20 protein-coding genes are annotated in these 24,261 nt (G+C 74.0%); 11 read left to right on the top strand and 9 right to left on the bottom strand.

Translation table 11 applies throughout. The features are described 5' to 3' along the window. Window positions 1–68 precede the first annotated feature (68 nt). From ACFYNS_RS20590 to ACFYNS_RS20580, 3 genes are all read right to left on the bottom strand, one after another. Complete coding sequence (locus ACFYNS_RS20590; RefSeq protein ID WP_360291542.1) at window positions 69–1,331, bottom strand: ribonuclease D; 1,263 nt, start codon at window positions 1,329–1,331, stop codon at window positions 69–71. 160 nt (window positions 1,332–1,491) lie between these two features. Next, entirely contained in the window at window positions 1,492–2,175 is a 684-nt protein-coding gene (locus ACFYNS_RS20585) for a response regulator transcription factor (RefSeq protein WP_026005023.1), read from the bottom strand. Between the two features lie 410 nt (window positions 2,176–2,585). Continuing rightward, on the bottom strand, window positions 2,586–3,272 hold the full coding sequence (locus tag ACFYNS_RS20580) for a DUF3000 domain-containing protein (RefSeq protein WP_388604350.1): 687 nt from the start codon (window positions 3,270–3,272) through the stop codon (window positions 2,586–2,588). A 72-nt stretch (window positions 3,273–3,344) separates the two neighbouring features. On the opposite strand from ACFYNS_RS20580, the gene hemE reads away from it, so the two are divergent. Then, window positions 3,345–4,457, top strand: coding sequence for a uroporphyrinogen decarboxylase (hemE, locus tag ACFYNS_RS20575; protein WP_388604349.1), 1,113 nt, complete (start codon window positions 3,345–3,347; stop codon window positions 4,455–4,457). A 131-nt stretch (window positions 4,458–4,588) separates the two neighbouring features. Here hemE and ACFYNS_RS20570 read toward each other — a convergent pair whose 3' ends face one another. Next, window positions 4,589–6,001 carry an FAD-dependent oxidoreductase gene (locus tag ACFYNS_RS20570; protein ID WP_360291535.1) on the bottom strand — a complete coding sequence of 471 codons (1,413 nt, stop codon included), beginning with the start codon at window positions 5,999–6,001 and terminating at the stop codon, window positions 4,589–4,591. 104 nt (window positions 6,002–6,105) lie between these two features. Here ACFYNS_RS20570 and hemG point away from each other — a divergent pair, with 104 nt between their 5' ends. Both hemG and hemQ read left to right on the top strand, forming a co-directional pair. Beyond that, complete coding sequence (hemG, locus tag ACFYNS_RS20565) at window positions 6,106–7,536, top strand: protoporphyrinogen oxidase (protein ID WP_360291532.1); 1,431 nt, start codon at window positions 6,106–6,108, stop codon at window positions 7,534–7,536. A gap of 63 nt (window positions 7,537–7,599) precedes the next feature. Further along, complete coding sequence (hemQ, locus tag ACFYNS_RS20560; protein WP_360291530.1) at window positions 7,600–8,316, top strand: hydrogen peroxide-dependent heme synthase; 717 nt, start codon at window positions 7,600–7,602, stop codon at window positions 8,314–8,316. Between the two features lie 7 nt (window positions 8,317–8,323). Here hemQ and ACFYNS_RS20555 read toward each other — a convergent pair whose 3' ends face one another. The 4 genes from ACFYNS_RS20555 to zapE form a co-directional block, all read right to left on the bottom strand. Next, window positions 8,324–9,988 carry an alpha/beta hydrolase gene (locus tag ACFYNS_RS20555; protein ID WP_388604347.1) on the bottom strand — a complete coding sequence of 555 codons (1,665 nt, stop codon included), beginning with the start codon at window positions 9,986–9,988 and terminating at the stop codon, window positions 8,324–8,326. Between the two features lie 255 nt (window positions 9,989–10,243). Then, window positions 10,244–10,948 carry a peptidyl-tRNA hydrolase gene (locus tag ACFYNS_RS20550; protein WP_388604345.1) on the bottom strand — a complete coding sequence of 235 codons (705 nt, stop codon included), beginning with the start codon at window positions 10,946–10,948 and terminating at the stop codon, window positions 10,244–10,246. Window positions 10,949–11,101: 153 nt separating this feature from the next. After that, window positions 11,102–12,508, bottom strand: coding sequence for an alkaline phosphatase PhoX (locus ACFYNS_RS20545; RefSeq protein WP_388604343.1), 1,407 nt, complete (start codon window positions 12,506–12,508; stop codon window positions 11,102–11,104). 176 nt (window positions 12,509–12,684) lie between these two features. Then, the gene (zapE, locus tag ACFYNS_RS20540) at window positions 12,685–13,830 is read right to left on the bottom strand and encodes a cell division protein ZapE (RefSeq protein WP_360291519.1); all 1,146 of its coding nucleotides are present in this window, start codon (window positions 13,828–13,830) and stop codon (window positions 12,685–12,687) included. A 63-nt stretch (window positions 13,831–13,893) separates the two neighbouring features. Between zapE and ACFYNS_RS20535 the strand changes: the two genes are divergently transcribed. From ACFYNS_RS20535 to ACFYNS_RS20510, 6 genes are all read left to right on the top strand, one after another. Then, window positions 13,894–14,715, top strand: coding sequence for a pyrimidine reductase family protein (locus tag ACFYNS_RS20535; RefSeq protein ID WP_360291517.1), 822 nt, complete (start codon window positions 13,894–13,896; stop codon window positions 14,713–14,715). A 100-nt stretch (window positions 14,716–14,815) separates the two neighbouring features. Continuing rightward, the gene (locus ACFYNS_RS20530; RefSeq protein WP_360291515.1) at window positions 14,816–15,286 is read left to right on the top strand and encodes an indole-3-glycerol phosphate synthase; all 471 of its coding nucleotides are present in this window, start codon (window positions 14,816–14,818) and stop codon (window positions 15,284–15,286) included. 182 nt (window positions 15,287–15,468) lie between these two features. Next, window positions 15,469–16,884 carry a UDP-N-acetylmuramate--L-alanine ligase gene (murC, locus tag ACFYNS_RS20525; RefSeq protein ID WP_388604340.1) on the top strand — a complete coding sequence of 472 codons (1,416 nt, stop codon included), beginning with the start codon at window positions 15,469–15,471 and terminating at the stop codon, window positions 16,882–16,884. Window positions 16,885–16,943: 59 nt separating this feature from the next. Further along, window positions 16,944–17,351 (top strand): peptide-methionine (R)-S-oxide reductase MsrB, encoded by a 408-nt coding sequence (gene msrB, locus ACFYNS_RS20520; RefSeq protein ID WP_360291510.1) that lies wholly within the window; start codon window positions 16,944–16,946, stop codon window positions 17,349–17,351. A gap of 165 nt (window positions 17,352–17,516) precedes the next feature. Further along, window positions 17,517–17,960 (top strand): hypothetical protein, encoded by a 444-nt coding sequence (locus tag ACFYNS_RS20515; protein ID WP_360291507.1) that lies wholly within the window; start codon window positions 17,517–17,519, stop codon window positions 17,958–17,960. 170 nt (window positions 17,961–18,130) lie between these two features. Then, window positions 18,131–19,651, top strand: coding sequence for an MFS transporter (locus tag ACFYNS_RS20510; RefSeq protein ID WP_388604338.1), 1,521 nt, complete (start codon window positions 18,131–18,133; stop codon window positions 19,649–19,651). A 199-nt stretch (window positions 19,652–19,850) separates the two neighbouring features. Here the strand turns inward: ACFYNS_RS20510 and lpdA are convergent, their stop codons facing one another. Beyond that, entirely contained in the window at window positions 19,851–21,275 is a 1,425-nt protein-coding gene (lpdA, locus tag ACFYNS_RS20505; RefSeq protein WP_388604336.1) for a dihydrolipoyl dehydrogenase, read from the bottom strand. 166 nt (window positions 21,276–21,441) lie between these two features. Here lpdA and ACFYNS_RS20500 point away from each other — a divergent pair, with 166 nt between their 5' ends. Then, window positions 21,442–22,317 carry a LysR family transcriptional regulator gene (locus tag ACFYNS_RS20500; protein ID WP_388604334.1) on the top strand — a complete coding sequence of 292 codons (876 nt, stop codon included), beginning with the start codon at window positions 21,442–21,444 and terminating at the stop codon, window positions 22,315–22,317. 519 nt (window positions 22,318–22,836) lie between these two features. Beyond that, window positions 22,837–24,153, top strand: a complete 1,317-nt coding sequence (locus ACFYNS_RS20495) for an SAV2148 family HEPN domain-containing protein (RefSeq protein WP_360295939.1) — start codon at window positions 22,837–22,839, stop codon at window positions 24,151–24,153. Window positions 24,154–24,261: the final 108 nt, after the last annotated feature.

The following is a 24,261-nucleotide window of genomic DNA, read 5'->3' as shown; positions in this document are numbered from 1 at the left end:
TCGCCAGGTGCGCGCCGCACCGCGCCGCACACTCACCCGGAGAACGGAAGACCGCCTCCGGGTGCCGCTCAGGCCGAGGCCGTCAGCGCGACGCGCAGCAGCCCGGCGGTCTGCCCGATCTGCCACTCACGCGCCCCCAGCGCCCGCAGCGCACCGGAGACCGCCTCCGCGGTCGCCTCCGCGGGCGGTTCCCAGCACAGCCGGCGCACCGTGTCCGGGGTCAGCAGATTCTCCTGCGGCAGGTTCAGCTCCTCGGCGTGCTGGGTGATGGCCGCCCGGGCTGCCGCGAGCCGCGCCGCCGCGGCCGGATCCTTGTCGGCCCAGGAGCGTGGCGGCGGCGGACCGCTGGTGGCCTGCGACTGCTGCGGCAGCTCCTCGTCGGGCAGCGCACGGGCCCGCTCGACGGCGGCCTGCCACTGGTCGAGCTGCTTGCGTCCGGCCCGCTGGCCGAACCCGGGCAGCGCCCCCAGGGCACGCGCGTTCGTGGGCAGGGCCAGTGCCGCCTCCACGATCGCCGCGTCCGTGAGCACCTTGCCCGGCGAGACGTCCCGCTTGCGTGCCACCGCGTCCCGGGCCTGCCACAGCTCCCGCACGACGGCCATCTGCCGGCGCCGCCGCACCTTGTGCATGCCCGACGTGCGCCGCCAGGGGTCCTTGCGCGGCGGCGGGGCCGGGGCGGCCGCGATGGCCGCGAACTCCTCCTGGGCCCACTCCAGCTTCCCCTGCCGGGCCAGCTCCTCCTCCAGCGCGTCCCGCAGGTCCACCAGCAGCTCCACGTCGAGCGCGGCGTACCGCAGCCAGGGTTCGGGCAGCGGGCGGGTGGACCAGTCGACGGCGGAGTGCCCTTTCTCCAGCGCGTAGCCGAGGACGTTCTCCACCATCGCGCCGAGACCCACCCGCGCGAAACCGGCCAGCCGACCGGCGAGTTCGGTGTCGAAGAGCCGCGTGGGCCGCATGCCTATTTCCCGCAGGCAGGGCAGGTCCTGGCTGGCGGCGTGCAGGACCCATTCGGTGCCGGCCAGCGCGGCGTCCAGCGCCGAGAGGTCCGGGCAGGCCACCGGGTCGACCAGCGCGGTGCCCGCGCCCGCGCGTCGCAACTGCACCAGGTAGGCCCGCTGCCCGTACCGGTACCCGGACGCGCGTTCGGCGTCGACGGCCACCGGGCCGCTGCCCGCGGCGTAGGCGTCGGTCACCCGCGCCAGCTCCTCGGCCGTCACGGTGACGGGCGGAATCCCCTCGCGTGGCTCCAGAAGTGGGACCGGCGCCGGTGCTGAGTCCTGGGGAAGGGCCTGAGCTGCGGATGCTGATGCGGTCTCTTGGGCGTCGGTCACCAGCCAAGGGTATCTGCGCGCACGCAATGGCGAGCGCCCGCCGACGGAACGTTACGCCGACGGGCGCCCGGAACGCTGGGGAGCCGTGGGAAGTGGGGGGAGGGCAGGGGAGGGGCAGAGGAGGGGTAGGAGTGCGGCCGGGCCGCACGGGGGCGTGCGGTCAGTGGATGATGCCCGTCCGCAGGGCGACGGCGACCATGCCCGCGCGGTCGCCGGTGCCCAGCTTGCGGGCGATCCGGGCGAGATGGCTCTTGACGGTGAGGGCGGAGAGCCCCATCGACACGCCGATGGCCTTGTTGGACTGGCCCTCGGCCACCAGGCGCAGCACCTCGACCTCGCGGCCGGACAGCTCCCGGTAGCCGCCCGGGTGGCCCGGGCCGCCGGGACCGCCACCGCCCGGCCTGCGGTGCATGCGCGCAGCGGCGGCCGCGCCGATCGGGGCGGCGCCGTGCCGGGTGGGCAGTGGCCCGCCCAGGTTCGTGCGGGTGCCGGTGACGACGTATCCCTTGACGCCGCCGGCGAGTGCGTTGCGTACCGCGCCGATGTCGTCCGCGGCGGACAGTGCCAGCCCATTGGGCCAGCCCGCGGCTCTGGTCTCGGACAGCAGGCTGAGCCCGGAGCCGTCGGGCAGGTGGACGTCGGCCACGCAGATGTCGCGTGGGTTGCCGATTCGGGGGCGGGCCTCCGCGATGGACGACGCCTCGATCACGTCCCGCACGCCGAGAGCCCACAGATGGCGGGTCACGGTGGAACGGACGCGGGGGTCGGCCACGACGACCATGGCCGTCGGCTTGTTCGGGCGGTAGGCGACCAGGCTTGTGGGGTGCTCAAGAAGAACAGACACCGGGCCTCCTGAGGGAGTGGCTGTGGGGGACGGAACCCAACGAGTCGGGCATTCCGTGTGAAGGGTCACAGACTCCTTCGGCACCTTCTCCATGCCTCTTTAGAGAAAGATCACGAATTAGTGACCCGAAATTCCACAATCCCGTTTCCAGTGCCATTTCGGGGATCCGAAAGATTCCTTTGTCTACACAGAGACGGTGGGTCGGCGACCGGAATTGAACGGCGGCTTTGTAGACAAAACGCCGTATCCGACGGGAGCGGCTCCCGCCGGATAGGCGATCAAGGGGGCCGGACAGCGGGCGTGCGGTGCTGCCCCGGGGCACGGCAGCGGCCCCGCCCGCCGGGAGGCGGACGGGGCCGGAGCGAGTCGGGAGGCGCCCGGACGGTTCGGGGCGGGGCGGGGTGAGCCGGCTAGCGCGGCCCCCGGCGCTGGGGGAGCTGCACCACGGAACTGCCCTCTCCCGTCTCCGGAGGCAAACCGGCGCACTGGCAGAGGAGTTCGCACCACGCGGTCAGATGCGCCGCCGCGTCCGGGGTGCTGCCCTCCGGGGTCCAGCTCGCCCGGATCTCCAGCAGCTCCTCGGCGGCGCGCTCCGCCAGCCCGCCGAAGAAGGCCGAGCTCGACCGGGTCACCGTCCCGCTCGGCTCCGTGTACCCGGCGCCCCGGGCCTCCAGGGCGCCGGTCAGCCAGGTCCACGTCACCTCGGGCAGCAGCGGGTCACCGGCGATCTCCGGCTCCAGCTCGGCCCGCCCCAGCGTGACCACCCGGAAGGTGCCCTGCCAGGAGTCCTGGCCCTGCGGGTCGTGCAGCAGCACGAACCGCCCGTCGGCCAGCTCGGTATCCGTGCCCTCCGGGTCGGTGACCGCCGCCTCCAGCGCGAAGGAGTACGGCGCCAGCCGCCGGGGTGCGGGGAGGACGGAGAGCTGGATCTCCGGGCGCGGGCGGGTCTCGCTCAGTGCCGCGACCGCCGCCCGGAATGGCGGTGGTGCGGAGTCCCCGCCCCCGCCACCGGATCCTCCCGCACCGGATCCTCCCGTCCCGCTGGTGTCTTCCACTCCGCCGGAGCCTCCCGCCTTCGCCGCCCGAGCCGCAGTCATGGGCCGAAGGGTAGGCGGACGGTGTGCCCGAGGTCGGTAGGGACACCCATCAGGCCATGGGAGACTCGGTGCGTGAGTGGAAACGACCGCCCTGAGGGCCAGCCGACGCCGCCCCGGGACACCCGAGCGCCCGCTACCCCGAACGCAGCGCCGCACGCCGCGTTCGACTCCGCGTTCCTGCGCGCGTGCCGCCGGGAGCCGGTGCCGCACACCCCGGTGTGGTTCATGCGGCAGGCCGGACGCTCGCTGCCCGAGTACCGCAAGCTCCGCGAGGGCATCGCGATGCTGGACTCGTGCATGCGGCCCGACCTGGTCGCCGAGATCACCCTGCAGCCCGTGCGCCGGCACAGGGTGGACGCCGCGATCTACTTCAGCGACATCGTCGTCCCCCTCAAGGCCATCGGTGTCGACCTCGACATCAAGCCGGGCGTCGGGCCCGTCGTCGAGAAGCCGATCCGCAGCCGCGCCGACCTGGAGCGACTGCGGGCCCTGGAACCCGAGGACGTCGGGTACGTGACCGAGGCGGTCGGCATCCTCACCCGCGAACTGGGCAGCACGCCGCTCATCGGATTCGCCGGGGCGCCCTTCACCCTCGCCAGCTACCTGGTCGAGGGCGGCCCCTCGAAGAACCACGAGCACACCAAGGCGCTGATGTACGGCGACCCCGAGCTGTGGGCCGACCTGCTGGACCGGCTCGCGGACATCACCGCCGCGTTCCTGAAGGTGCAGATCGAGGCGGGCGCCGCTGCGGTGCAGCTCTTCGACTCGTGGGTGGGAGCGCTGGCCCCCGAGGACTACCGGAACCGGGTGCTGCCCGCCTCCGCGAAGGTGTTCGAGGCCGTCGCGGGCTACGGCGTGCCGCGCATCCACTTCGGCGTCGGCACCGGCGAGCTGCTGGGGCTGATGGCCCAGGCGGGCGCCGATGTCGTCGGCGCCGACTGGCGGGTGCCGGTGGACGAGGCGGCACGCCGGGTGGGGTCGGGCAAGGCCATCCAGGGCAACCTCGACCCGGCCGTGCTCTTCGCGCCGCGGGAGGCCGTCCGCCGCGGCGCCGCGGACATCCTCCAGGCCGCCCGCGGCCTGGAGGGGCACATCTTCAACCTGGGGCACGGGGTGCTGCCGCAGACCGACCCCGGGGCGCTGACCGACCTGGTGGCGTACGTGCACGAGCAGAGCTCCCACTGAACCCCCCGGTCCCGCTGCCGCGAGTGTCTCCCGGAGCCGGAGGGAGCGCCGCCCGGCCCCGTCTCGGCGGTGGCCCGGCGGCCCGGTGACGCTGAGGGCGGGTGCGGCCCGTCCGCGGCGGCCCGGGGCCCTCAGCCCTTCCGTACCGCTGCCGCCGCCTTCCGCGCCGCCACCAGCACCGGATCCCAGACCGGGCTGAAGGGCGGCGCGTAGCCCAGGTCCAGCGCCGTCATCTGCTCCACCGTCATACCGGCGTGCAGGGCCACCGCGGCGATGTCCACGCGCTTGCCCGCGTTCTCGTGACCGACGATCTGCAGACCGAGCAGCCGCCCCGACCGGCGCTCGGCGATCATCTTGACGTGGATCGGCCGGGCGCCGGGGTAGTAGCCAGCGCGGGTCGTCGACTCGATCACCACGCTCTCGAACTGCAGCCCGGCGGCTGCCGCCTGCGCCTCCAGCAGCCCCGTCCTGGCGATCTCCAGATCGCACACCTTGCTGACGGCCGTGCCCACCACGCCCGGGAAGGTGGCGTAGCCGCCGCCGATGTTGGCGCCGATGACCTGCCCGTGCTTGTTGGCGTGCGTCCCCAGCGGAACGTGCTGGTTCCGGTCGGAGACGAGGTTGAGCACCTCCACGCAGTCCCCGCCGGCCCAGATGTCCTCCCGGCCGCGGACCCGCATCGCCAGGTCCGTCAGCAGCCCGCCGGACTCCCCCAGCGGCAGGCCCGCCTGCCGGGCCAGCTCCGTCTCCGGCCGCACTCCCAGCCCCAGCACCACGACGTCCGCCGGGTACTCGGCCTCCTCCGTCGCCACGCCGCAGGCCTGCCCCCGCCCGTCGGTGCGGACCTCGGTGACGGCCGCGCCCAGCACCGTCTCGATGCCCAGCGCGCACATCGCCTCGTGCACCAGCCGGCCCATGTCGGGGTCGAGGGTGGACATCGGCTGCTCGGCCTTCTCCAGCACCGTCACCGCGTAGCCGCGCCGCACGAACGCCTCGGCCATCTCGACGCCGATGTACCCCGCGCCCACGACCACGGCCCTCGGCTGCTTCTCCCCGGCTCCCGGCCCGGAGCCGTGCGCACGGTCGACGCGCTGCTCCAGCACGTCCAGCAGTTCCTGGCCGTCCTCCAGCGTCTGCACCCCGTACACCCCCTCGGCGTCGATCCCGGGCAGCGGCGGGCGCACCGGCACGGCACCGGTGGCCAGCACCAGCCGGTCGTAGCCCAGCCAGTGCTCGGCGCGCTCCGGGTCGCGCAGCCGCACCCGCTGCCCGGCCGGGTCCAGCTCGACCGCCTCGGTGCGCATCCGCAGATCGATGCCGTGTGCCCGGTGCTCCTCGGGCGAGCGGGCGATCAGCGCGTCGCGCTCGGCGACGTCGCCGCCCACCCAGTACGGGATGCCGCAGGCGGAGTAGGAGGAGAAGCGGCCGCGCTCCACCGCCACGATCTCCAGCTCCTCCGGCCCGCGGAGTCTGCGGGCCTGCGCCGCGGCCGACATCCCCGCCGCGTCGCCGCCGACGACCACCATCCGCTCCGCTGCCGCCATCGCCGACACTCCTCTCACGGGGCGGGCCGTACCGCCCTCCGGACCTGCTGCCGTTGCCAGGGCCCACGCTATGCGCCGGAACCCGTTCTGCGAGACTTGCCCGTATGCACGTACTCGTCATCGGGGGCGGAATCTCCGGGCTGGCCGCCGCGCACCAACTGCTGGCCCTCGGTGCGCGGGTGACCGTGCTGGAGGCCGGCGGCCGCCTCGGGGGCAAGCTGCTCACCGGCAGCATCGCGGGCACCGCCGCTGTCGACCTGGGCGCCGAGTCGCTGCTGGCGCGCCGCCCCGAGGCCGTGGAGCTGGCCCGCGCCGTCGGACTCGGCGGGCAGCTCCAGCCGCCGTCCGTCGCCGGAGGAGCGATCTGGACCCGCGGTGCGGTGCGCGCCATGCCGCGGGGGCATCTGATGGGCGTGCCCGGCGACCCGGCCGCACTCGGCGGGGTGCTCTCCCCCGAGGGGCTGGCCCGGATCTCAGAGGACGGGCGGCTGCCGCGCACCGAGGTCGGCGACGACGTGTCGGTGGGCGGCCATGTGGCGCGGCGACTGGGCCGTGAGGTCGTCGACCGGCTCGTGGAGCCCCTGCTCGGCGGGGTGTACGCGGGCGACGCGTACCGGATCTCGATGCGCGCCGCCGTGCCGCAGCTGTTCGAGGCCGTGCGCGAGGAGCGCTCCCTGCTGGCCGCCGTACGCGCCGTGCAGGACCGTGCCGCCGCCCGGCCCGCACCCGCCGGACCGGTCTTCATGGGGATCGAGGGCGGCGTCGGCAGGCTCCCGCTCGCGGTGGCCGAGGCGTGCGCGGCGCAGGGCGCCGACATCCGGCTGAACACCCCGGTGCGGGAGCTGCGCCGGGTGGTCGCCGACGACGACGGACCGGGGTGGCTCGCGGTGACCGACCACGAGGCGCTGCCCGCCGACGGCGTCGTACTGACCGCGCCCGCACCGGTCGCTGCCGGGCTGCTGGCCCCGCACGCTCCCGCCGCCGCCACGGCGCTCGACGAGGTCGAGTACGCCTCGATGGCCCTGGTCACGCTGGCCTTCCGGCGGTCGGAGGCGGACCGGATCCCGGACGGGAGCGGCTTCCTGGTGCCGCCCGTCGACGGGCGCGCCATCAAGGCCGCCACCTTCTCCGCGCACAAGTGGAGCTGGGTCGCGGCGCAGGACCCCTCGCTGTTCGTGCTGCGCACCTCGCTGGGCCGGTACGGCGAGGAGCGGATGCTGGAGCGGGACGACGCCGAACTGGTCGAGCTGTCCCTGCGCGATCTGCGTGCCGCCACCGGGTTGGACGCGCGCCCCGTGGACTCCGTCGTCTCCCGCTGGGACCGCGGCCTGCCGCAGTACCCGGTGGGCCACCTCGACCGCGTCGCCGCCGTCCGCGCCGCCGTCGGCGCGGTGCCGGGCCTGGCCGTGGCCGGTGCGCCGTACGACGGCGTGGGCGTGCCCGCCTGCGTGGCGGGTGGCCGGCGCGCTGCGCGCGACGTACTGGAATCGGCCGGGCCGACCGAGCCGGCCGACGAGACCGCCCGAGAACGCTGAACGACGCTGAACAACGCTGGACAACGCTGGACAACGCTGCATAACGGTGAATGAGGAAACGTCATGACTGAGGCACCGCACAAGGAATCCAACGCGGGCAAGAAGGCCAAGGACCTGAACGAGGTCATCCGCTACACCCTCTGGTCGGTCTTCCGGCTGCGCGACCTGCTGCCCGAGGACCGGACCGGATACGCGGACGAGGTCGAGGAGCTGTTCGCCGGGCTCGCCGAGAAGGACGTGGTGGTCCGTGGCACCTACGACGTCTCCGGACTGCGGGCCGACGCCGACCTGATGATCTGGTGGCACGCCGAGGACTCCGACGCGCTCCAGGACGCCTACAACCGGTTCCGCCGCACGGCCCTGGGCCGGGCGCTGGAACCCGTCTGGTCGAACATGGCGCTGCACCGCCCCGCCGAGTTCAACAAGTCGCACATCCCGGCGTTCCTGGCCGACGAGGAGCCGCGCGCCTACGTGAGCGTCTACCCGTTCGTGCGCAGCTACGAGTGGTACCTGCTGCCGGACGAGGACCGGCGCCGGATGCTCGCCGACCACGGCAAGATGGCCCGCGGCTTCCCCGACGTCCGCGCCAACACCGTGCCCGCCTTCTCGCTGGGCGACTACGAGTGGATCCTCGCCTTCGAGGCGGACGAGCTGTACCGCATCGTCGACCTGATGCGGCACCTGCGCGGCTCCGAGGCGCGGCGGCACGTGCGGGAGGAGATCCCCTTCTACACCGGCCGCCGCAAGCCGGTCGCCGAACTGGTCGCCGGGCTGGCGTAGCCCGGCCTCAGCGGGCGGCCCGGGTGTTGGAGGCGGGCTTGGCAGCGCGCCGGGAGCCGGGTTCGGGCGCGGGCCGCGCCGCGCACTCCGCGTCGGCGCCCGGCGTCCTGCCCTCGAACAGGTACCGCTCGATGTGCCGGTCCACGCACGGGTTGCCGCCGCTCACCCCGTGGTTGCCCGCACCGCGCTCGGTCACCAGCGAGGAGCCGGCCAGCCGGCGCCGGGTCTCCAGCGCGCCCTCGTAGGGGGTGGCCGCGTCCCGGGTCGCGGCCACCAGCAGCACCCCGGGCAGCTCGCCCGGGCCGGTGCGCACCCGCAGCGGCTGCGCGGGCCGGGTGTGCCAGTAGGCGCACGGCAGGTTCATCCAGGCGTTGTCCCAGGTGTTGAACGGAGCCACCGCCGCCGTCGCGGTGTTGTCCCGGTCCCAGCGGAGCCAGTTGCGCGGCCAGGGCGCGTCCTGGCACTCGACCGCGTTGTAGACGGCGTTGCCGTTCTCCTCGCTCCTGGCCGCAGCCATGTCGGGTGCGGCCACCTTCACCAGCGGTTCCGGGTCGCCCTCGCGGAAGGCGGAGAGCGCCCGCGCGTACGGCGCCCAGGTCGCGTCCGCGTACCCGGTGACCAGGTAGGCGGCCAGCAGTTCCTTGGAACCGACCGTCCCGCCCGCGGGCTTCCGGTCCACGGCTGCCCGTACGGCGTCGAAGGACTCCTGCACCTGCCGGGCGGTGGAGCCCAGCCGGTAGGCGTCCGCGTGCCGGGCGACCCAGGTCTTCCAGTCCTCCCAGCGCCGCTGGAAGGCGCGGTTCTGGTCGAGGTTGGCCTGGTACCACACGCTGTCGGGGGACGGGTCGACGACGCTGTCCAGCACGAGGCGGCGGACGTGGGAGGGGAAGAGCGTGGCGTAGGCGGAGCCGATGTAGGTGCCGTAGGAGATACCGAGGTAGCTGAGCCTGCTCTGGCCCAGCGCGGCCCGCAGGACGTCCAGGTCACGGGCGTTGTTCGGCGTCGTGTAGTGCCGCAGCCGGTGGGGCTGCGCCTCCGCGCAGCCGGCGGCGTAGGCGGCGGCCCGCTCGTTCATGGTCTGCTTGAAGGCCCAGGACGGGTGTGCGGGGGAGCGGTTGGGCCCCCGCAGGAACTTCTCGGGGTCCTGGCAGGAGAGCGGGTCGGAGCGGCCGACCCCGCGGGGCGCGTAGCCGATGAAGTCGTAGCGGGCGTTGAGGCGCTTCCACAGCCCGCCCAGGTGCGGGTAGCGGGGGAAGCTCATCCCGCTGCCGCCCGGCCCGCCCGGGTTGTAGACCAGGGGGCCCAGCCGCCGGCCGGGCTCTCCGGTGGCCCGGGCCCTGCTGACGGTGAGGGAGAGATGTGCGCCGTCCGGTCGTGTGTAGTCGACCGGGACCCGGACGGTGCCGCACTCGACGGTCCGGGGGAGATGCTCGGCGGCCGGGCAGCGCCCCCACCGGATGCCGGCGGCCGCGGCGTCCTCGGCGGCCTCCGCGACCCCGGCCGACTGTGCGGCCCCGGCCGACTCGGGGCCCCCGGTGGCCGTCGCGGTCCCGGCCGGCTCCGCGACGCGGCCGGTCCGGTGGTGGTCGCCGCCGGGCGGGACCGCTGCGGCGGCGGGCGCCAGCGCGAGGGCCAGGGCACCGAGAGTGGAGGGGATCGCTGCTGCGCGCACTGGGGCTCCCGCTGGGTGTCGCTGTCGCTCCGTCAGCCGTGCCCCGCGGCACCGCCGTTCATATCGGATGCTCAGCGGCTCATACGTAGATGTAAAGCATTGTCTCGCGGTGTCGCGCAACGCCCCTCGTACGGGTCCGCGGGGCCCGTTCCGGCCCGGCAGCGAAACACGTCGAGGGCACGTCAGAAGTGCGGCGCCGCCCCGGAAGCCGTCCCGCGCCGGTCCGGAGCCGGGCCGCGGCGGTAGCGGGGCGGCTCAGCCCCGGGTGCGCAGCGCCGGATGCTCGGCGACGACGGTGCAGGACCCGGGGGCGACCTCGGTGAACCCGGCGTCGCGCACCACGGGCAGGCCGCCGCCGGTCAGCTCGCTCCAGTGCGCCAGGTCCCGGGCCTGGCGCACCGCCAGCGGGAAGCCGTCCTTCTGCCACGCCGTGCGCTCCGCGGCGTCCAACTGCCACCAGGCGAGCTGCGCGCCGTGGCCGGACTGGGCCATCGCCTTGCCGGCGGACATCTCCACCTCGGGATTCAGCCACAGCACGGGCGTACCGGCGGCGGGGGCTGCGGGCGGCCGCGGGTCCGCCAGCTCCGTCCCCGAGACCTGGAGCCGGGAGAGCTCCTTGGGCCAGCCGTCCAGCGGCACCGGCGGGAAGACCCGCACCTGCGCCGCCTCCCCGGACATGGTGATCCCCGCGAGCTCCTCCGCACGCCGCCACTCGGCACCCCGGGCCCGCCGGACGACCTTGCGGATCTGCAGCTCCTCCCAGAGCGTCACCCGCTCGTGCCATTCGCCCATCGGCTCGGTCGTGCGCGGATCGGCCAGCAGGGTGAGCACTGCCCGGGCCGTGGTCTGCAGAGCGTCCGTGCGGGCGGGCGGCTCGGCGCGTTCGATCCGTGCGACGAGGGGCAGGACGAAACGCTCGGGCTCCGCGGGGCCGGCATCGTGAGTGTCTGGGACGGTCACCCGTTCAGTCTGCCAGGGGCCGGAGACACGCCCGCGGTCGGTCCGCGGGCGGTGACCGAGACGGCCGCGGGCGCGGCAACTCCGGGAAGAGGGGCGCCCCCGACCGGGAGCGCCCCTCCGTCGCGGATGCGGGACCGGGTCAGCAGCCCGGGCTCAGTGCTTCCAGGGCCCGGTTACCGCGAACGTGGTACCCGGTGTGTAGCAGTTGACGTACATCGTGCGGCCGTCGGGTGCGAACGTCACACCCGCGAACTCGCCCCACGCCGGGTCCTCCGGCGTGCCGATGTTCTGGGCGCCCCGCGCCATCGGGTAGACCGTGCCCCGCCGGGTGACGCCGAAGACGTGCTGGGCGCCCGCGCCGTCCTCGCACACCATGAGCCCGCCGCTGGGAGCCAGGCAGATGTTGTCCGGCTCCTCGCCCGGGAGCTGCACGTCCGTGTCGGGGCCGAAGACCACGACGAGGGTGAGGCGGCGCCGGCGCGGGTCGTAGCGCCAGATCTGGCCGAAGTGGTCGCCCTGCGAACCCTCCGCCGTGCGCGCGTAGCTGGAGACGAAGTAGACGCAGGAGCCGCCCCAGTAGCAGCCCTCCAGCTTCTGCGCGTGGGTGATGCCGCCCTTGCCGAAGTCCTGGAGGCGGACGGGGGTTTCCTGCGCGAGCGGGTCGGGGACCTCCACCCACTCGATCCGGTCGAAGGAGGTGCCCGTCTCCGTCACGGCGGACAGGTCGGGCACGCCGGGTACCCGCATGGCCTCCAGCCTGCCCCCGGCGTGCAGCGAACCGTGGCCGCCCTTGGGTTTCCTGGGCAGGAAGCGGTAGAAGAGGCCGAAGGGTTCGTCGAAGGCGTCCTCGGTCTCGTAGACGACGCCGGTGTGCGGGTCGAAGGCGACGGCCTCGTGCTGGAAGCGGCCCATCGCGGTGAGCGGTTCGACGGAGGTGGGGCGGCGGCGGTCGAAGCCGACCTCGAAGACGAAGCCGTGGTCCTTGGTGTAGCCCTCCTCACCCGCCCGGTACTCGGTCTCCTCGCAGGTCAACCAGGTGTCCCAGAGGCTGGGGCCGCCGGCGCAGTTGGTGGAGGTCCCCGCGATGCCGACGCGTTCGGCCAGCACGTCGTTGTCGCCGTCCAGTTCCAGGACCGTGCAGCCGCCCTCGCCCGCGGGGTCGTAGGTCAGCCCGTCGACGGCGGGGACCGGGACCCGCGACTCCATCCGGTTCTCGTGGTTGCGCACCAGCCAGGTGCGCTCCCTGCCGTGGCCGTGGCCGTGGCCGTGGTGGCCGTGCCGTCCGCTCCCGAAGGCGGCCATGCCGTCGCAGTTGCCGGGGACCCGGCCCTCGCCGGAGCGGAGCGGGTCGCCCTCGCGGGAGAGCACCTTGTAGCGGAACCCCTTGGGCAGGTCGAGCAGTCCGTCGGGGTCGGGTACGAGCGGGCCGTAGCCCGCGCTGCCGCCGGTGGCCTGGGCCACGGCGGTCCCTGTGAACAGTTCCGAGAGCGCGCCGCTGAAGGCGACTGCCGCCCCGGCGGCTCCGGTTCTTGCCAGCGCTTGACGTCGGGTCGTGGGCATCGGGCACTCTCCCCTGTTGGCGGACAGGTGACCCGAGTGTGTGTACCACGCGTATCAGTGTGCGCACAGCGCTCAGGACACGACCGGCGCGAACTGGGCGCCGGACGGTATGCGCACCGCGCGCCGGACGGTTTGCGCGGCGGGGGGCGCTCCGTGGCGGGGGCGCCGCGACGGGATCAGCCCTCGCGACCGACCAGCGTGCCACCGACCAGCGCGCCGCCGTCCCGGGCGAGCGCCGTCAGCCGGGAGATCGCCCGGAAGTATTTCTTGCGGTAACCGCCCTTGAGCATGTCCTCGCCGAACAGCTCGTCGAAGGGCACCCCCGAGGCCAGCACGGGTATCTCCCGGTCGTAGAGCCGGTCGGCGAGCACCACCAGGCGCAGGGCCGTCGACTGGTCGGGAACCGGCGCCAGGCCGGTCAGGCAGACGGCCCGCACGCCTTCGACCAGCGCGCCGTAGCGGCTGGGGTGGACCCGGGAGAGGTGGTCCAGCAGCGCCGGGAAGCCGTCGAGCGAGGCTCCGGGTATCCGCCGCGCGGCGCCGGTGACCTGCTCCTCGGTGTACGGCTCGGGAGCCTGCGGCAGCCCGCGGTGGCGGTAGTCCTCGCCGTCGATGCGCAGGGTGCGGAAGTGTGCCGAGAGGCCCTGGATCTCGCGCAGGAAGTCGGCGGCGGCGAACCGCCCCTCGCCCAGCTTGCCCGGCAGCGTGTTCGAGGTCGCCGCCAGTGCCACACCGTTCTCCACCAGTTTGGCCAGCAGGCTGGAGACGAGCACGGTGTCGCCGGGGTCGTCGAGCTCGAACTCGTCGATGCACAGTAGCTGGTGGTCGCCCAGGGTGCGCACGGTCTGCTGGAAGCCCAGCGCGCCCACCAGGTTGGTCAGCTCGACGAAGGTGCCGAACGCCTTGCGCTCGGGCGCGGCCGGTGCGGCGTGCCAGAGCGAGGCGAGCAGGTGTGTCTTGCCGACGCCGTAGCCCCCGTCCAGGTACACGCCCCGGGGCCCGGCGGGGGCGGCCTGCTTCGGCACCCGGCGGAACCAGCGCCGGGGCCCGCTGCCGCCGGTCCGTGCGGCGCCGCCGAGGCCCTCGGCGAATCCGCCGAGCACCGTGACCGCCTCGCTCTGGCTCGGTTGGGCCGGGTCCGGGATGTAGGTGGCGAAGCGCACACTGTCGAAGCGCGGCGGCGGCACCATCTCGGCCACCAACTGGTCGGCCGGGACGTGCGGCTCGCGTGCGGTGAGGGCGACGGGGGCGCCGTCGGAGCCGCGGGGGGAGTCGGAGCCGGTCTCGGATATGTGCGCTGCGGTCGTTGACACGATTGTCATGCTAGTCGGCTCACCCCTGCGGGCGTGCCGCTCACCGGGCGTGCGCCGTGCCACACTGCGCGCATGCAACGCCTGTTCCCATCCCGTACAGCCCCGGTGTCCCCCTCGCACACCTCCGAAGCAGCGGCGTCCGCGCCGGAGTGGAGCCTCGAGGAGATCGCAGCGGAGTACGCCTATCCGCCGGTGGGCGGGGGAGCCGAGGGAGCCGCGCGGTGGCTGCGCGGCAACATGGTCGCCTCCCTGGACGGCGCCATTCACCACGGCGGGCGCTCCCAGCCGCTCTCCTCCCCGGCCGACATGCGGATCTTCGGCGTGCTGCGGGCGCTCGCCGACGTGGTGGTCGTCGGCGCCCGGACCGTGCGGCAGGAGGGCTACCGGCCCGCCAAGCGGCGCAGGGCCTTCGCCGACCGGCGCGCCGCCGCCGGGCAGCCGCCCGCGCCGGTCATCGCCGTGGTCTCGGCTGGGCTGGAGCTGGACTTCTCGGCTCCGCTGTTCACCGAGCCCGTCGTACCCACCCTGGTGATCACCGGGGGCGGTGCGCCGCCGGACCGGGTGGAGCGCGCCCGGCAGGCCGGTGCCGAAGTGATCTTCGCAGGTGAGGGCGGCAATGCTGATCCGGCCCTGGTGCCGGGGCTGCTCGCGGACCGGGGGCTGCGCAGGCAGTTGACCGAGGGCGGCCCCACATTGCTCGGGGAATTCGCCGATGCGGGGGTACTCGACGAACTGTGCCTGTCCATCGCCCCCCGGATCGTCGCCGGGTCCGCCCCGCGGATCATGAACGGGCCCGTGCTGCCCGACCCCGACGCGTACGCGCTGGAGGGGGTGCTGGAGGAAGAGGGATTCCTCTTCACCCGCTACCGTCGGTCGCGAAGCATTGCGGAATGAGACGTTCCGCTTTCGTGTCGCTGGGCAGACTGACAACCGCAGGACCCCTGGGAGCACGGGGCCGCAGGGTTTCTTTCCGACCGGAGGAGGAGCGCCAGTCGTGATCACGACAGTGCTGATGATCGAGAAGCCGCTGGTGGCGGCCGACATCGAGATGGTGACGACGCTGCACGGTGAGGAGACCGTCTCCTTCGTCGTGCTCCTGCAGCCGCGCGGCGACCAGGACCGGCTGCTGCGGGCGCTGGACGACGTCGCGCTCGGCGAACTGGAGCAGGTGGTGCGCGAGGCCGACGAACCGGAGGGCGGAGAAGCCGTCGGGCCCGCCGAGCAAGCCCTGGAGCTGTCTCTCAAGCACCTCAGAGACGCCGGCTGCGAGGCGGTCGGCCAGATCATCGAGGACCACCCCCTGGACGTCCTGAAGTCGGTCGCGGAGCAGACCCGCGCCGACGAGGTCATCGTGCTGACCGCTCCGCACCTGGTGGAGGAGTTCTTCCACCGGGACTGGGCCTCCCGGGCCCGGCACAAGGTGGGCGTCCCGGTACTGAAGCTGTTCGCGCACAACGAGGAGTGAGTCGAGCCGGCCCCCGCGCTCTCCGGTGCCCGCCGGCCCTGGAGAGCGCGGGCGCGCGCGCGGCACCAAGCGGCCGGGGGTCACGTGAGGTGGCGGCCCGCACCGCATAGGCTTGCGCCGTCCCCCGCCTGCCGCGCCCGCGCGCGTGCGGCGTCCGACCGAGCCAGCCAGGAGAAGTCCGTATGACCGCTGCCGCCACCCCCTCCCTCCCCTCCGCCATGGAGCGGCCGCACTTCATCGGGATCGGCGGCGCGGGGATGTCCGGTATCGCGAAGATCCTGGCGGTGCGCGGCGCGCGGGTCGCGGGCAGCGACGCACGCGAGTCCGCGACGGCCGACGCGCTGCGTGGCTTCGGGGTGACCGTCCACGTGGGGCACGCCACCGCGCATCTGGCGCCGGACGCCACGACGGTGGTCGTCTCCAGCGCGATCCGCGAGGACAACCCCGAGCTGGTCGAGGCGAACCGGCGCGGGCTCCCGGTGCTGCACCGCGCCGACGCGCTGGCCGCGCTGATGGCGGGGCTGCGGCCGCTGGCCGTGGCCGGAACGCACGGCAAGACGACGACCACCTCGATGCTCGCCGTCAGCCTCGCCGACCTGGGCCTGGACCCCTCGTACGCGATCGGCGGCGATCTGGAGGGCCCCGGCTCCAACGCGCACCAGGGCACCGGGGAGATCTTCGTCGCGGAGGCGGACGAGAGCGACCGCAGCTTCCACAAGTACGTGCCCGAGGTCGCCATCGTCCTCAACGTGGAACTCGACCACCACGCCAACTACGCCTCCATGGAAGAGATCTACACCTCCTTCGAGACGTTCGTGGAGCGCGTGGTGGACGGTGGCACCCTGGTGGTCTCCGCCGATCACGACGGGGCGCGGGAGCTGGTGCGCCGACTGCGCGCCACCCCGCGCGACCGTGCGCTCACCATCCGCACCTACGGCGTCGCCGACGACGCCGACGTACGGGTCCTCAAGATCACGCCGAGGGGGCTGGCCAGCGAGGTCACCGTCGTGCTCGACGGCGAGGAGCTCACCTTCGACGTCTCGGTGCCCGGCAGCCACTACGCGCTCAACGCGGTGGCAGCGCTCACGGCGGGCGCGGCGCTGGGCGTGCCCGCCGCGGAGCTGGGGCGCGCGCTGGGCTCCTACACCGGCGTCAAGCGCCGGCTCCAGCTCAAGGGGCTCACCGGCGGCGTACAGGTGATCGACTCCTACGCCCACCACCCCACCGAGATGACCGCCGACCTGGAGGCCATCCGCGGCGGCGCGGAGGGCGGCCGGGTCCTGGTGGTCTTCCAGCCGCACCTCTTCAGCCGCACCCAGGAGCTCGGCAAGGAGATGGGAGAGGCGCTGTCGCTGGCGGACGGCTCGGTCGTGCTGCCGATCTACCCGGCGCGCGAGGACCCCATCCCGGGCGTGACCAGCTCGCTGATCACCGACGCCGCGCAGGCGGCGGGCGCCGCCGTGCGGCCCATGGGCACCCCGGACGAGGCGGTCGAGGCGGTCGTGGGAATGGCGGAGCCCGGCGATCTCGTTCTCACCATGGGCGCGGGCGACGTCACGGAGCTGGGCCCGCGGATTCTCGCCCGGCTCGCCGAGTGACGCTCACGTCCGCACCGCCCGACCCGGGCCCGTATCCCGAACAGCGCTGAGGAGCCGAGATGGCCTACGAGATCGACAAGACCGAGGAGCAGTGGCGCGCGGAGCTGACGCCCGAGGAGTACCAGGTGCTGCGCGAGGCCGGTACGGAGCGTCCCTTCACCGGTGAGTACACCGACACCGAGACCACCGGTGTCTACTCCTGCCGGGCCTGCGGCGCCGAGCTGTTCCGCTCCGGAACCAAGTTCGCCTCCCACTGCGGCTGGCCCAGCTTCTACGACCCGGCGGACTCGGACGCCGTCGAGCTGCTGACCGACCGCTCCATGGGGATGGTCCGCACGGAGGTGCGCTGCGCCCGCTGCGGCTCCCACCTGGGCCATGTCTTCGAGGGCGAGGGCTACCCGACCCCCACCGACCAGCGGTACTGCATCAACTCCCTCTCCCTGCGGCTGGAGCCTGCCGAGGGCTGACGTCCGAGCCCGGTTGCGGACTGCCGGGGCGCGCCCTGAAGCCCGCAGCGCCTCGGCGGCCCCTGCCGTGAAGGGGCCTCCCGTACGGCGGGGCGCCGACTGGGGGCCGCGATCCCCCGATGCAGTACGCTCCCGGCACTCGTCGGACGCCGTGCAGGGGGATGGATGCGATTCGAGAAGTCGACGCGTGCGGAGCACGCGTATCTGCAGCTGGACGGCGAAGCGGCAAGAGCCCCCGCACAGTGGCGGGTTCCCCTCGGCGGACATCCCGCGCTGATCTGGCTGCTCGTCGCGGCGGGCTTCCTCGTTGCCGTTGGGCTGTCCCTGGCGACCGGCATCGAGGCCCGGGACACCGCCGCCGTGGACGGGGAAGCCGCGAGGCGCCCGCCGGTGCGGTGCGGCTCGGTGCTGAGCCCGGCCCGTTGGAGCACGGACACGTGGGACGATAACGCGGTGCGGTGGCACACACGGGTGTGTGACACGGCGCGGATCACCCGGCTCGGTTGGACCGGCATCTTCGGGACGGGCGGCATGACCATGCTGATCGTCGCCGTGGGTGTGGGCACCCGGCGACGCACCGGATCGGCGCCCGGCCCGGGCTCTCCCTGACCTGTCGAACGCCTTTCCGGCCCCCGGCTCCCAGTGGAATACGAGGCAGTCCCCGGCAGTTCATTTGTACGCTGCATGTTGCTGGTCGAATGCGTCTACCGGCACCGACCAGCGGCAGCGATGGACATTTCGGCAGGGACTCGCCAGCTCAACAGGGAGAGGACGGACGCGTGGGGGAGAGCAGCACAGTGGGGGCGGGCGGGCCGATACGGGCGGCGGAGGGCGAGCGCTGGCTCGTTCCCGTACTGGCGTTCGGCGGAATCTCCGTCGCCGTCATGCAGACGCTGATCGTCCCGATCGTCGCCCGGCTGCCCGCCTTGCTGGAGACCTCCACCTCCAACGCCTCCTGGGTGATCACCTCGACGCTGCTCTCCGGCGCGGTCGCCACGCCCATCATGGGCAGGCTCGGGGACCTGTACGGGAAGCGCCGGATCGTGCTGCTGAGCCTGGGCCTGATGGTCCTGGGCTCGCTGGTGTGCGGCTTCACCTCGGCGCTCGTGCCGATGGTCGCCGGGCGGGCCGTACAGGGGTTCGCGATGGGGGCCATCCCGCTGGGCATCGGCATCATGCGGGACGCGCTGCCGCCCGAACGGCTGGGCTCGGCGATGGCGTTCATGAGCTCCTCGCTCGGCGTGGGCGGCGCGCTGGGCATGCCGCTGGCCGCCTACGTGGCGCAGTACACCGACTGGCACATGCTCTTCTTCGGGTCCGCCGGGATCGGCGCGCTGGCCATGCTGCTCGTCGCGCTGCTGGTGCCCGAGTCCCCGCTGCGGGCCGCGGGCCGCTTCGACCTGCCGGGCGCCCTGGGCCTGGCGGCGGGGCTGGTGACGCTGCTGCTGCCCATCTCCAAGGGCGGCGACTGGGGCTGGTCCAGCCCGACGGTGCTGGGGCTGTTCGCCTCGTCCGCCGTGCTCTTCGCCGGATGGGGCGTGCTGGAGCTGCGGACCGCTGATCCGCTGGTGGACCTGCGGACCACCGCGCGCCGCCAGGTGCTGCTGACCAACCTGGCCTCCATCATGGTCGGCCTCGCCTTCTACGCGCTCACCCTCGTCCTGCCCCAGCTCCTGCAGCTCCCGGCGGCAACCGGCTACGGACTGGGGCAGTCGATGGTCGTCTCCGGGCTGTGCGTGGCGCCCATGGGCCTCGCGATGATGGCGGTCTCCTCGCTCTCCGCGCGGCTCTCCAGGGCGCGCGGGCCCAAGGTGTCGCTGATGACCGGGCTGGTCGTGCTGGCCGCTTCCTATCTGCTGGGGACGCAGCTGATGGCCGCCGTGTGGCAGACGGTCGTGCTGTCCGTGCTGATCGGCGTGGGTATCGGCATCGCCTACTCGGCGATGCCGGCCCTCATCCTCGGCGCCGTCGACCCGTCCGAGTCCGGCGCCGCCAACGGGCTGAACACCCTGATGCGGTCGATCGGGACCTCGACCTCCAGCGCGGTCGTCGGCGTCGTCCTGGCCCGGATGTCGATCCCCCTGGGCCCCACCCGGGTGCCCGGTCTGGACGGCTTCCGCACGGCGTTCCTCATCGCGGCGGGCGCCGCGCTGCTGGGTCTGGTGATCGCGGCGTTCCTCCCGTCGTCGACCGCCGCCGAGCGGCGCGCGAAGGCGGTGCCGGCCCCCGGCCGGGACCTCGGCCCGGACGCGGTTCCCGCCCCGCACGCCGAGAGCCCCGCGGGCCTGCGACGGCCGTGACCGGACGCAGCGGGCCGCTCCTGACCGGGCGCAACGGCCGTCCCTGACCAGGTGCAGCGGGCGTTCCGCCGGGGCGGCTGCCGCGCGAGCACGGGACGCGGCCGGATGGTGCGGCGGTCCGGGGGAGTGCCGTCCTCCGGGAACAGCCGACGGCGTCTCGGGGCGGCACGGCCCTCACCGCCGCCGACTCCGCCCCGGCTCACCGGTGCTGGTGCAGCCCGCGCCCGGCCAGCGTCAGAAAGGCCTCGCCCACCGCCTCGCTCAACGTCGGGTGCGGATGGATGTGCTGGGCGATGTCCGCGGGTGACGCGTCCCAGCCCACCGCCAGTTGGGAGGCGCTGATCATCTCCGAGACGTGCGGGCCCACCAGATGCACGCCCAGCACCCGGCCCTCGGGGCCCGGTTCGGCGACGACCTTCACCATGCCGTCCTGGCCGTGCACCATGCCCTTGGCCGTGGCGGTCAGCGGCAGCACGTTGACCGCCGTCTCGTATCCGGCGGCTGCCGCGGCCTCTTCGCCGAGCCCGACCGACGCCGTCTGCGGTGCCGAGTAGGTGACCCGCGGCACGGCGGCGTAGTCCACCGGCCGGGGCGAGAGCCCGGCCAGCACCTCAGCGACCACCAGCCCCTCGGCGAACGAGGCGTGCGCCAGCCCCGGGGAGGGCGGCGGCAGCAGGTCGCCGACGACGTGCACACCGGGCACGGCGGTCTCCAGCGTGGCCCAGTCGGCGGGCGGCAGATGCCCCCGCGCGTCCGTCGCGAGACCGGCCGCCGCCAGGTCGAGCCCGTCGGTGACCGGGACCCGGCCCACGGCGACCAGCAGCCGCTCCGCCGCGACCTCGCTCTCCCCGCCGCGCGCCGACTGCACCCGGGCCCGGACTCCGTCGTCCGCCCGGTCGGCGGCCAGCAGCCGGGCGCCGGTCAGCACCGTGACGCCGCGTTTGCGCAGCGCGCGGGCCAACCGGCGGCCGACGTCCGCGTCCTCCAGCGGCAGCAGCCGCTCCGCCGCCTCCACCAGGGTGACCTCGGCTCCCATGGAGCGGTGGAACGAGGCGTACTCGACGCCGATCGCGCCGCCGCCCAGCACCAGCACACTCCGCGGCAGACCGGGCGCGAACAGCGCGTCGTCGCTGGTGACGACGTGCTCCTCGGCCTCCAGTCCCGGCAGGGTCCGCGGCCGGGATCCCGTCGCCAGGACGAGACCGCGTCGTGCCGTCCACCGGGTGCCGGCTGCGCCGGGGGTGTCGACCCGGACGGTGCGCGGGCCGGTCAGCGCGGCGGTGCCCCGCACCACGGTCACTCCCGCGGCCGAGAGTTGCCCCTCCACGCCCTGGTGGTTGCGCGCGACGAGGGCGTCGCGGGTGGCGGTCAGCGCCTTCCAGTCGATGCCCTCCAGCCTCGACGCGACCCCCCAGCGTTCGCGCGCCTCCGCGATGCCGTCGACCAGTTCGGCGGCGTGCAGCATGGCTTTGCTGGGCACACAGCCGCGGTGCAGGCAGGTGCCGCCGATCAGGTCGCGTTCGACGAGGGCGACGCCGAGTCCGAGGTGCGCGGCGCGGAGTGCGGTGCTGTAACCGCCTGTTCCGCCGCCGATGACGATCACATCCGTGGTGTTTCCGCTCATGGCCTCAGGCTTCCGCCGCCGGTGCGATGAGTCCAACGCAATGATTCGATGCTCGTGATGAAGGATGTTCATGGCTTCTCGTCGCGGGACCGCATGGCGCGCTCGGGTGCGGAGGAGCGGGCGAGGAAGCCGCGAAGAGCGGGAGGGCACTGTGAGTCTGCGACAGATGGAATACCTCGTGACGGTCGTCGAGGAGGGCTCCTTCACCCGTGCCGCCGAGGCACTGCACGTCACCCAGTCCGCGCTCTCGCACCAGATCAAGGCCCTGGAGCGGGAGGTGGGCGGGCCGTTGCTGGAGCGGCTGCCCCGCAGCGTGCGGCCCACCCCCATGGGCCGCGCCTTCCTCCCGGACGCCGAACTCGCCGTCCGCAGCTGGCGGCAGGCCCGCCGGGCGGCGCGGGCCGCGGCCGGTGCCGAGGGCGGCGAGCTGGAGATCGCCACCGTGCACGGCGTCGCGGTCGGCGTGCTGACCGGGGCCGTCGCACGGATGCGGCGGCTCCACCCGGGGGTGACGCTGCGGCTGCGCGAGTACGCGACGGAGGGCGAGCTGCACGAGCACCTGGCCCGCGGGGTCGCCGATCTCGCTGTCGGCTACCGGCACGACGCCTGGACAGGCCCCTGCTGGGAGATCGGCGAGGAGCGGATCGTCCTCGTGGTGCCGCCGGACGACCCGCTGTGCGACCGCGACAGCGCCGGTGCCGGGGACGAACCGGTCGGCCTGGCGGAGCTGGCCGACCGCGGCTGGGTGCGGTGCGGGATGGACCCCCGGATCGAGGGGCGCCCCTTCGTCGATCTGGTCTGCGGCCGGGCCGGATTCGTGCCGCGGACGGCGCTGCGGGTCGAGCACCCGACGACCGCCGCGCGGATGGCCGCGGCCGGTGCGGGCATCTGCCTGGTCCCGGAGCATCTGGCCCTCGCCCTCGCGCCGGCCCGGCAGCTCGTCGCCGTCGGACCCCCGTGGCGCCGCCCGCTGACCGCCTTCAGCCGGGCGGAGCCCACCGGGGCCGCGGACGCCTTCCTCCGCGTGCTGCGGGAGGGGTAGCGGGACAACAACGCGGCGGGGGGCGTCGTGCGGGCGCGGGCCCCCGTCCGCCCGTTCCGGGGTCCGGGTCCGTGCCGTCCGGTGCACCGAGACGCCCGGCCGCGCGCGGGAGAGAGCACCGTTCCGCGCCCGGGCCGGAGCACCGGTGACGGCGCGGCGCGTGGCGGGAGTGAATTCCCGGTACCGGTCCTGTCCGGGCGCTGGCGCGGAGCGGTCGCGAGGCGGTAGGACGGGGCGTGGACCGGTTCCGGGAGGGAGAGCGCGCAGCCGAGGCGGATGCCGTCGCGCCGCCCGGACGGCACGCTCCGGGCGCGGGACACGGTGCCGTGCGTCGTGCGCGCTGCGGCGTGCGCCCCCGCCGCTGCCGCCGAGCCGTCCCCCGGGAGCCGGCAGGGTCCCGTCCACCCGTACGAGCACGGGAAGTTGACAGGGGTTCCGGGTGCACCCCGGGGGCGGCCGAAGTAGTCTTCCTTGATCGAACAGCGGGGGCCGAGAGCAGGCGTGGAAGGCGGTGCGCAGTTGGGCGCGGGAGGGCTTGAACTCCCCCCAGGCGACGGCGGTGAGGAGCCGGAGGGCGGCGGCCCCGCCGGTGAGGCCGGAGCAACGGACGATCCGAGCGGCGGGCTCGGGCTGGGGGGACCTCCCGGCCGGAGTCTGGGAGGTGCCCGGCAACCGGGCGCTGTCCCGCTGGCCCGGCCCATGGAGATCGGCGCGGACGTGGGCTGGGGCGAGGAGGACTGGACCGAGGTACGCACCAGGGCGCAGCGCGCCGGACGCGCGTACGTCTGGCTGAACCTGGTCGAGCAGCGGATGCGGGCCGTCGTCGCCGCCGTGCTGCGGCCGATCTACGAACCGGTGCACGGCCAGGAGTGGGTGATCGCGGCGGCCGGGCCCGCCGGCCAGGAGTGGGTGCAGCGGGCCGTGGCGGTACGGGAGGTCAGCCGCCGGAAGGGCTATCTGCTCGACCCGGCCGACGACACCCTCATCTCCTTTCTGACCCTGCCGCAGCTGCGCGAGCTGATGGTGCAGCACTGGCCCTGTTTCGAGCCCTACTTCGAGGGCCGCCGCGAGGTGGAGCTGGCGCTGGACGAGCTGGAGGTGGCCCGCAGCGCTGTGGCCCGCAACCGGGCGCTGTCCGAGACGGTGCTCGCGCAGGCCGAGCGGATGTGTCGCCGGTTGCTGGAGCTGCTGGGGGCCGCGCCCGAGGGGGCGGCCGCGGCGGGCCGGCTGCCGGTCGACGCCGTCGAGGAGCTGGTCGGGGACCGCTTCTGTGATGTGGTCGGCGTGCACAGCGACCGGGTGCGGCTGCAGCGACAGCTCCCCGCCGAGGACCTGTTCGGCGGGGCGCGGCGGCTGGACGCCATCGGTATCGGCCTCAACCTGCTGGTGCAGAACTACAGCGGTCGGCGGCTGGTCCGGCTGGCGGAGGCGGGCTGCCGGGTGCGGTTGCTGTTCCTGAACCCGGCCAGCAGCGCGGTGAAGCGGCGGGAGCGCGAACTCGGACTGAAGAAGGGCGAGCTGGCCCGCTCGGTGGAAACCAACATCCTGCACATGCGCAGGGTGCGCTCCCGGCTGCGGGATCAGGCGGCCTTCGAGATCCATGTCTTCGACGAGACCCCGCGGTTCACCGCGTACCTGGTGGATGGGGACGGCGCGGACGGGCTGGCGGTCGTCCAGTCGTATCTGCGCGGTGCCCGGGGGATGGAGACGCCGGTCCTGGTGCTGCGCGGGCCGGGCCGCACGGTGTCCGCGCGCGGTGTGGGCGAGGGCGTGCTCTTCCCCACCTACCGGGAGGAGTTCGACGCCTTCTGGGCCGACTCCCGCCCGGTGTCGTAGCCGTCGGAGCGGGGTGCGGCGGGTGACCGGTGGGGGACTGTGGCACACGGTGCGTGCGGTGTCGTGTGTCACAGTCCGCCAAGTCGCTTGAGCCGCACCGAGCAATCC

Source organism: Streptomyces sp. NPDC006925 (assembly GCF_042869575.1).
Lineage (GTDB): Bacteria > Actinomycetota > Actinomycetes > Streptomycetales > Streptomycetaceae > Streptomyces.
The sequence above is the reverse complement of the archived record's forward strand: the minus strand, read 5'-3'. Positions and strand labels throughout refer to the sequence as shown.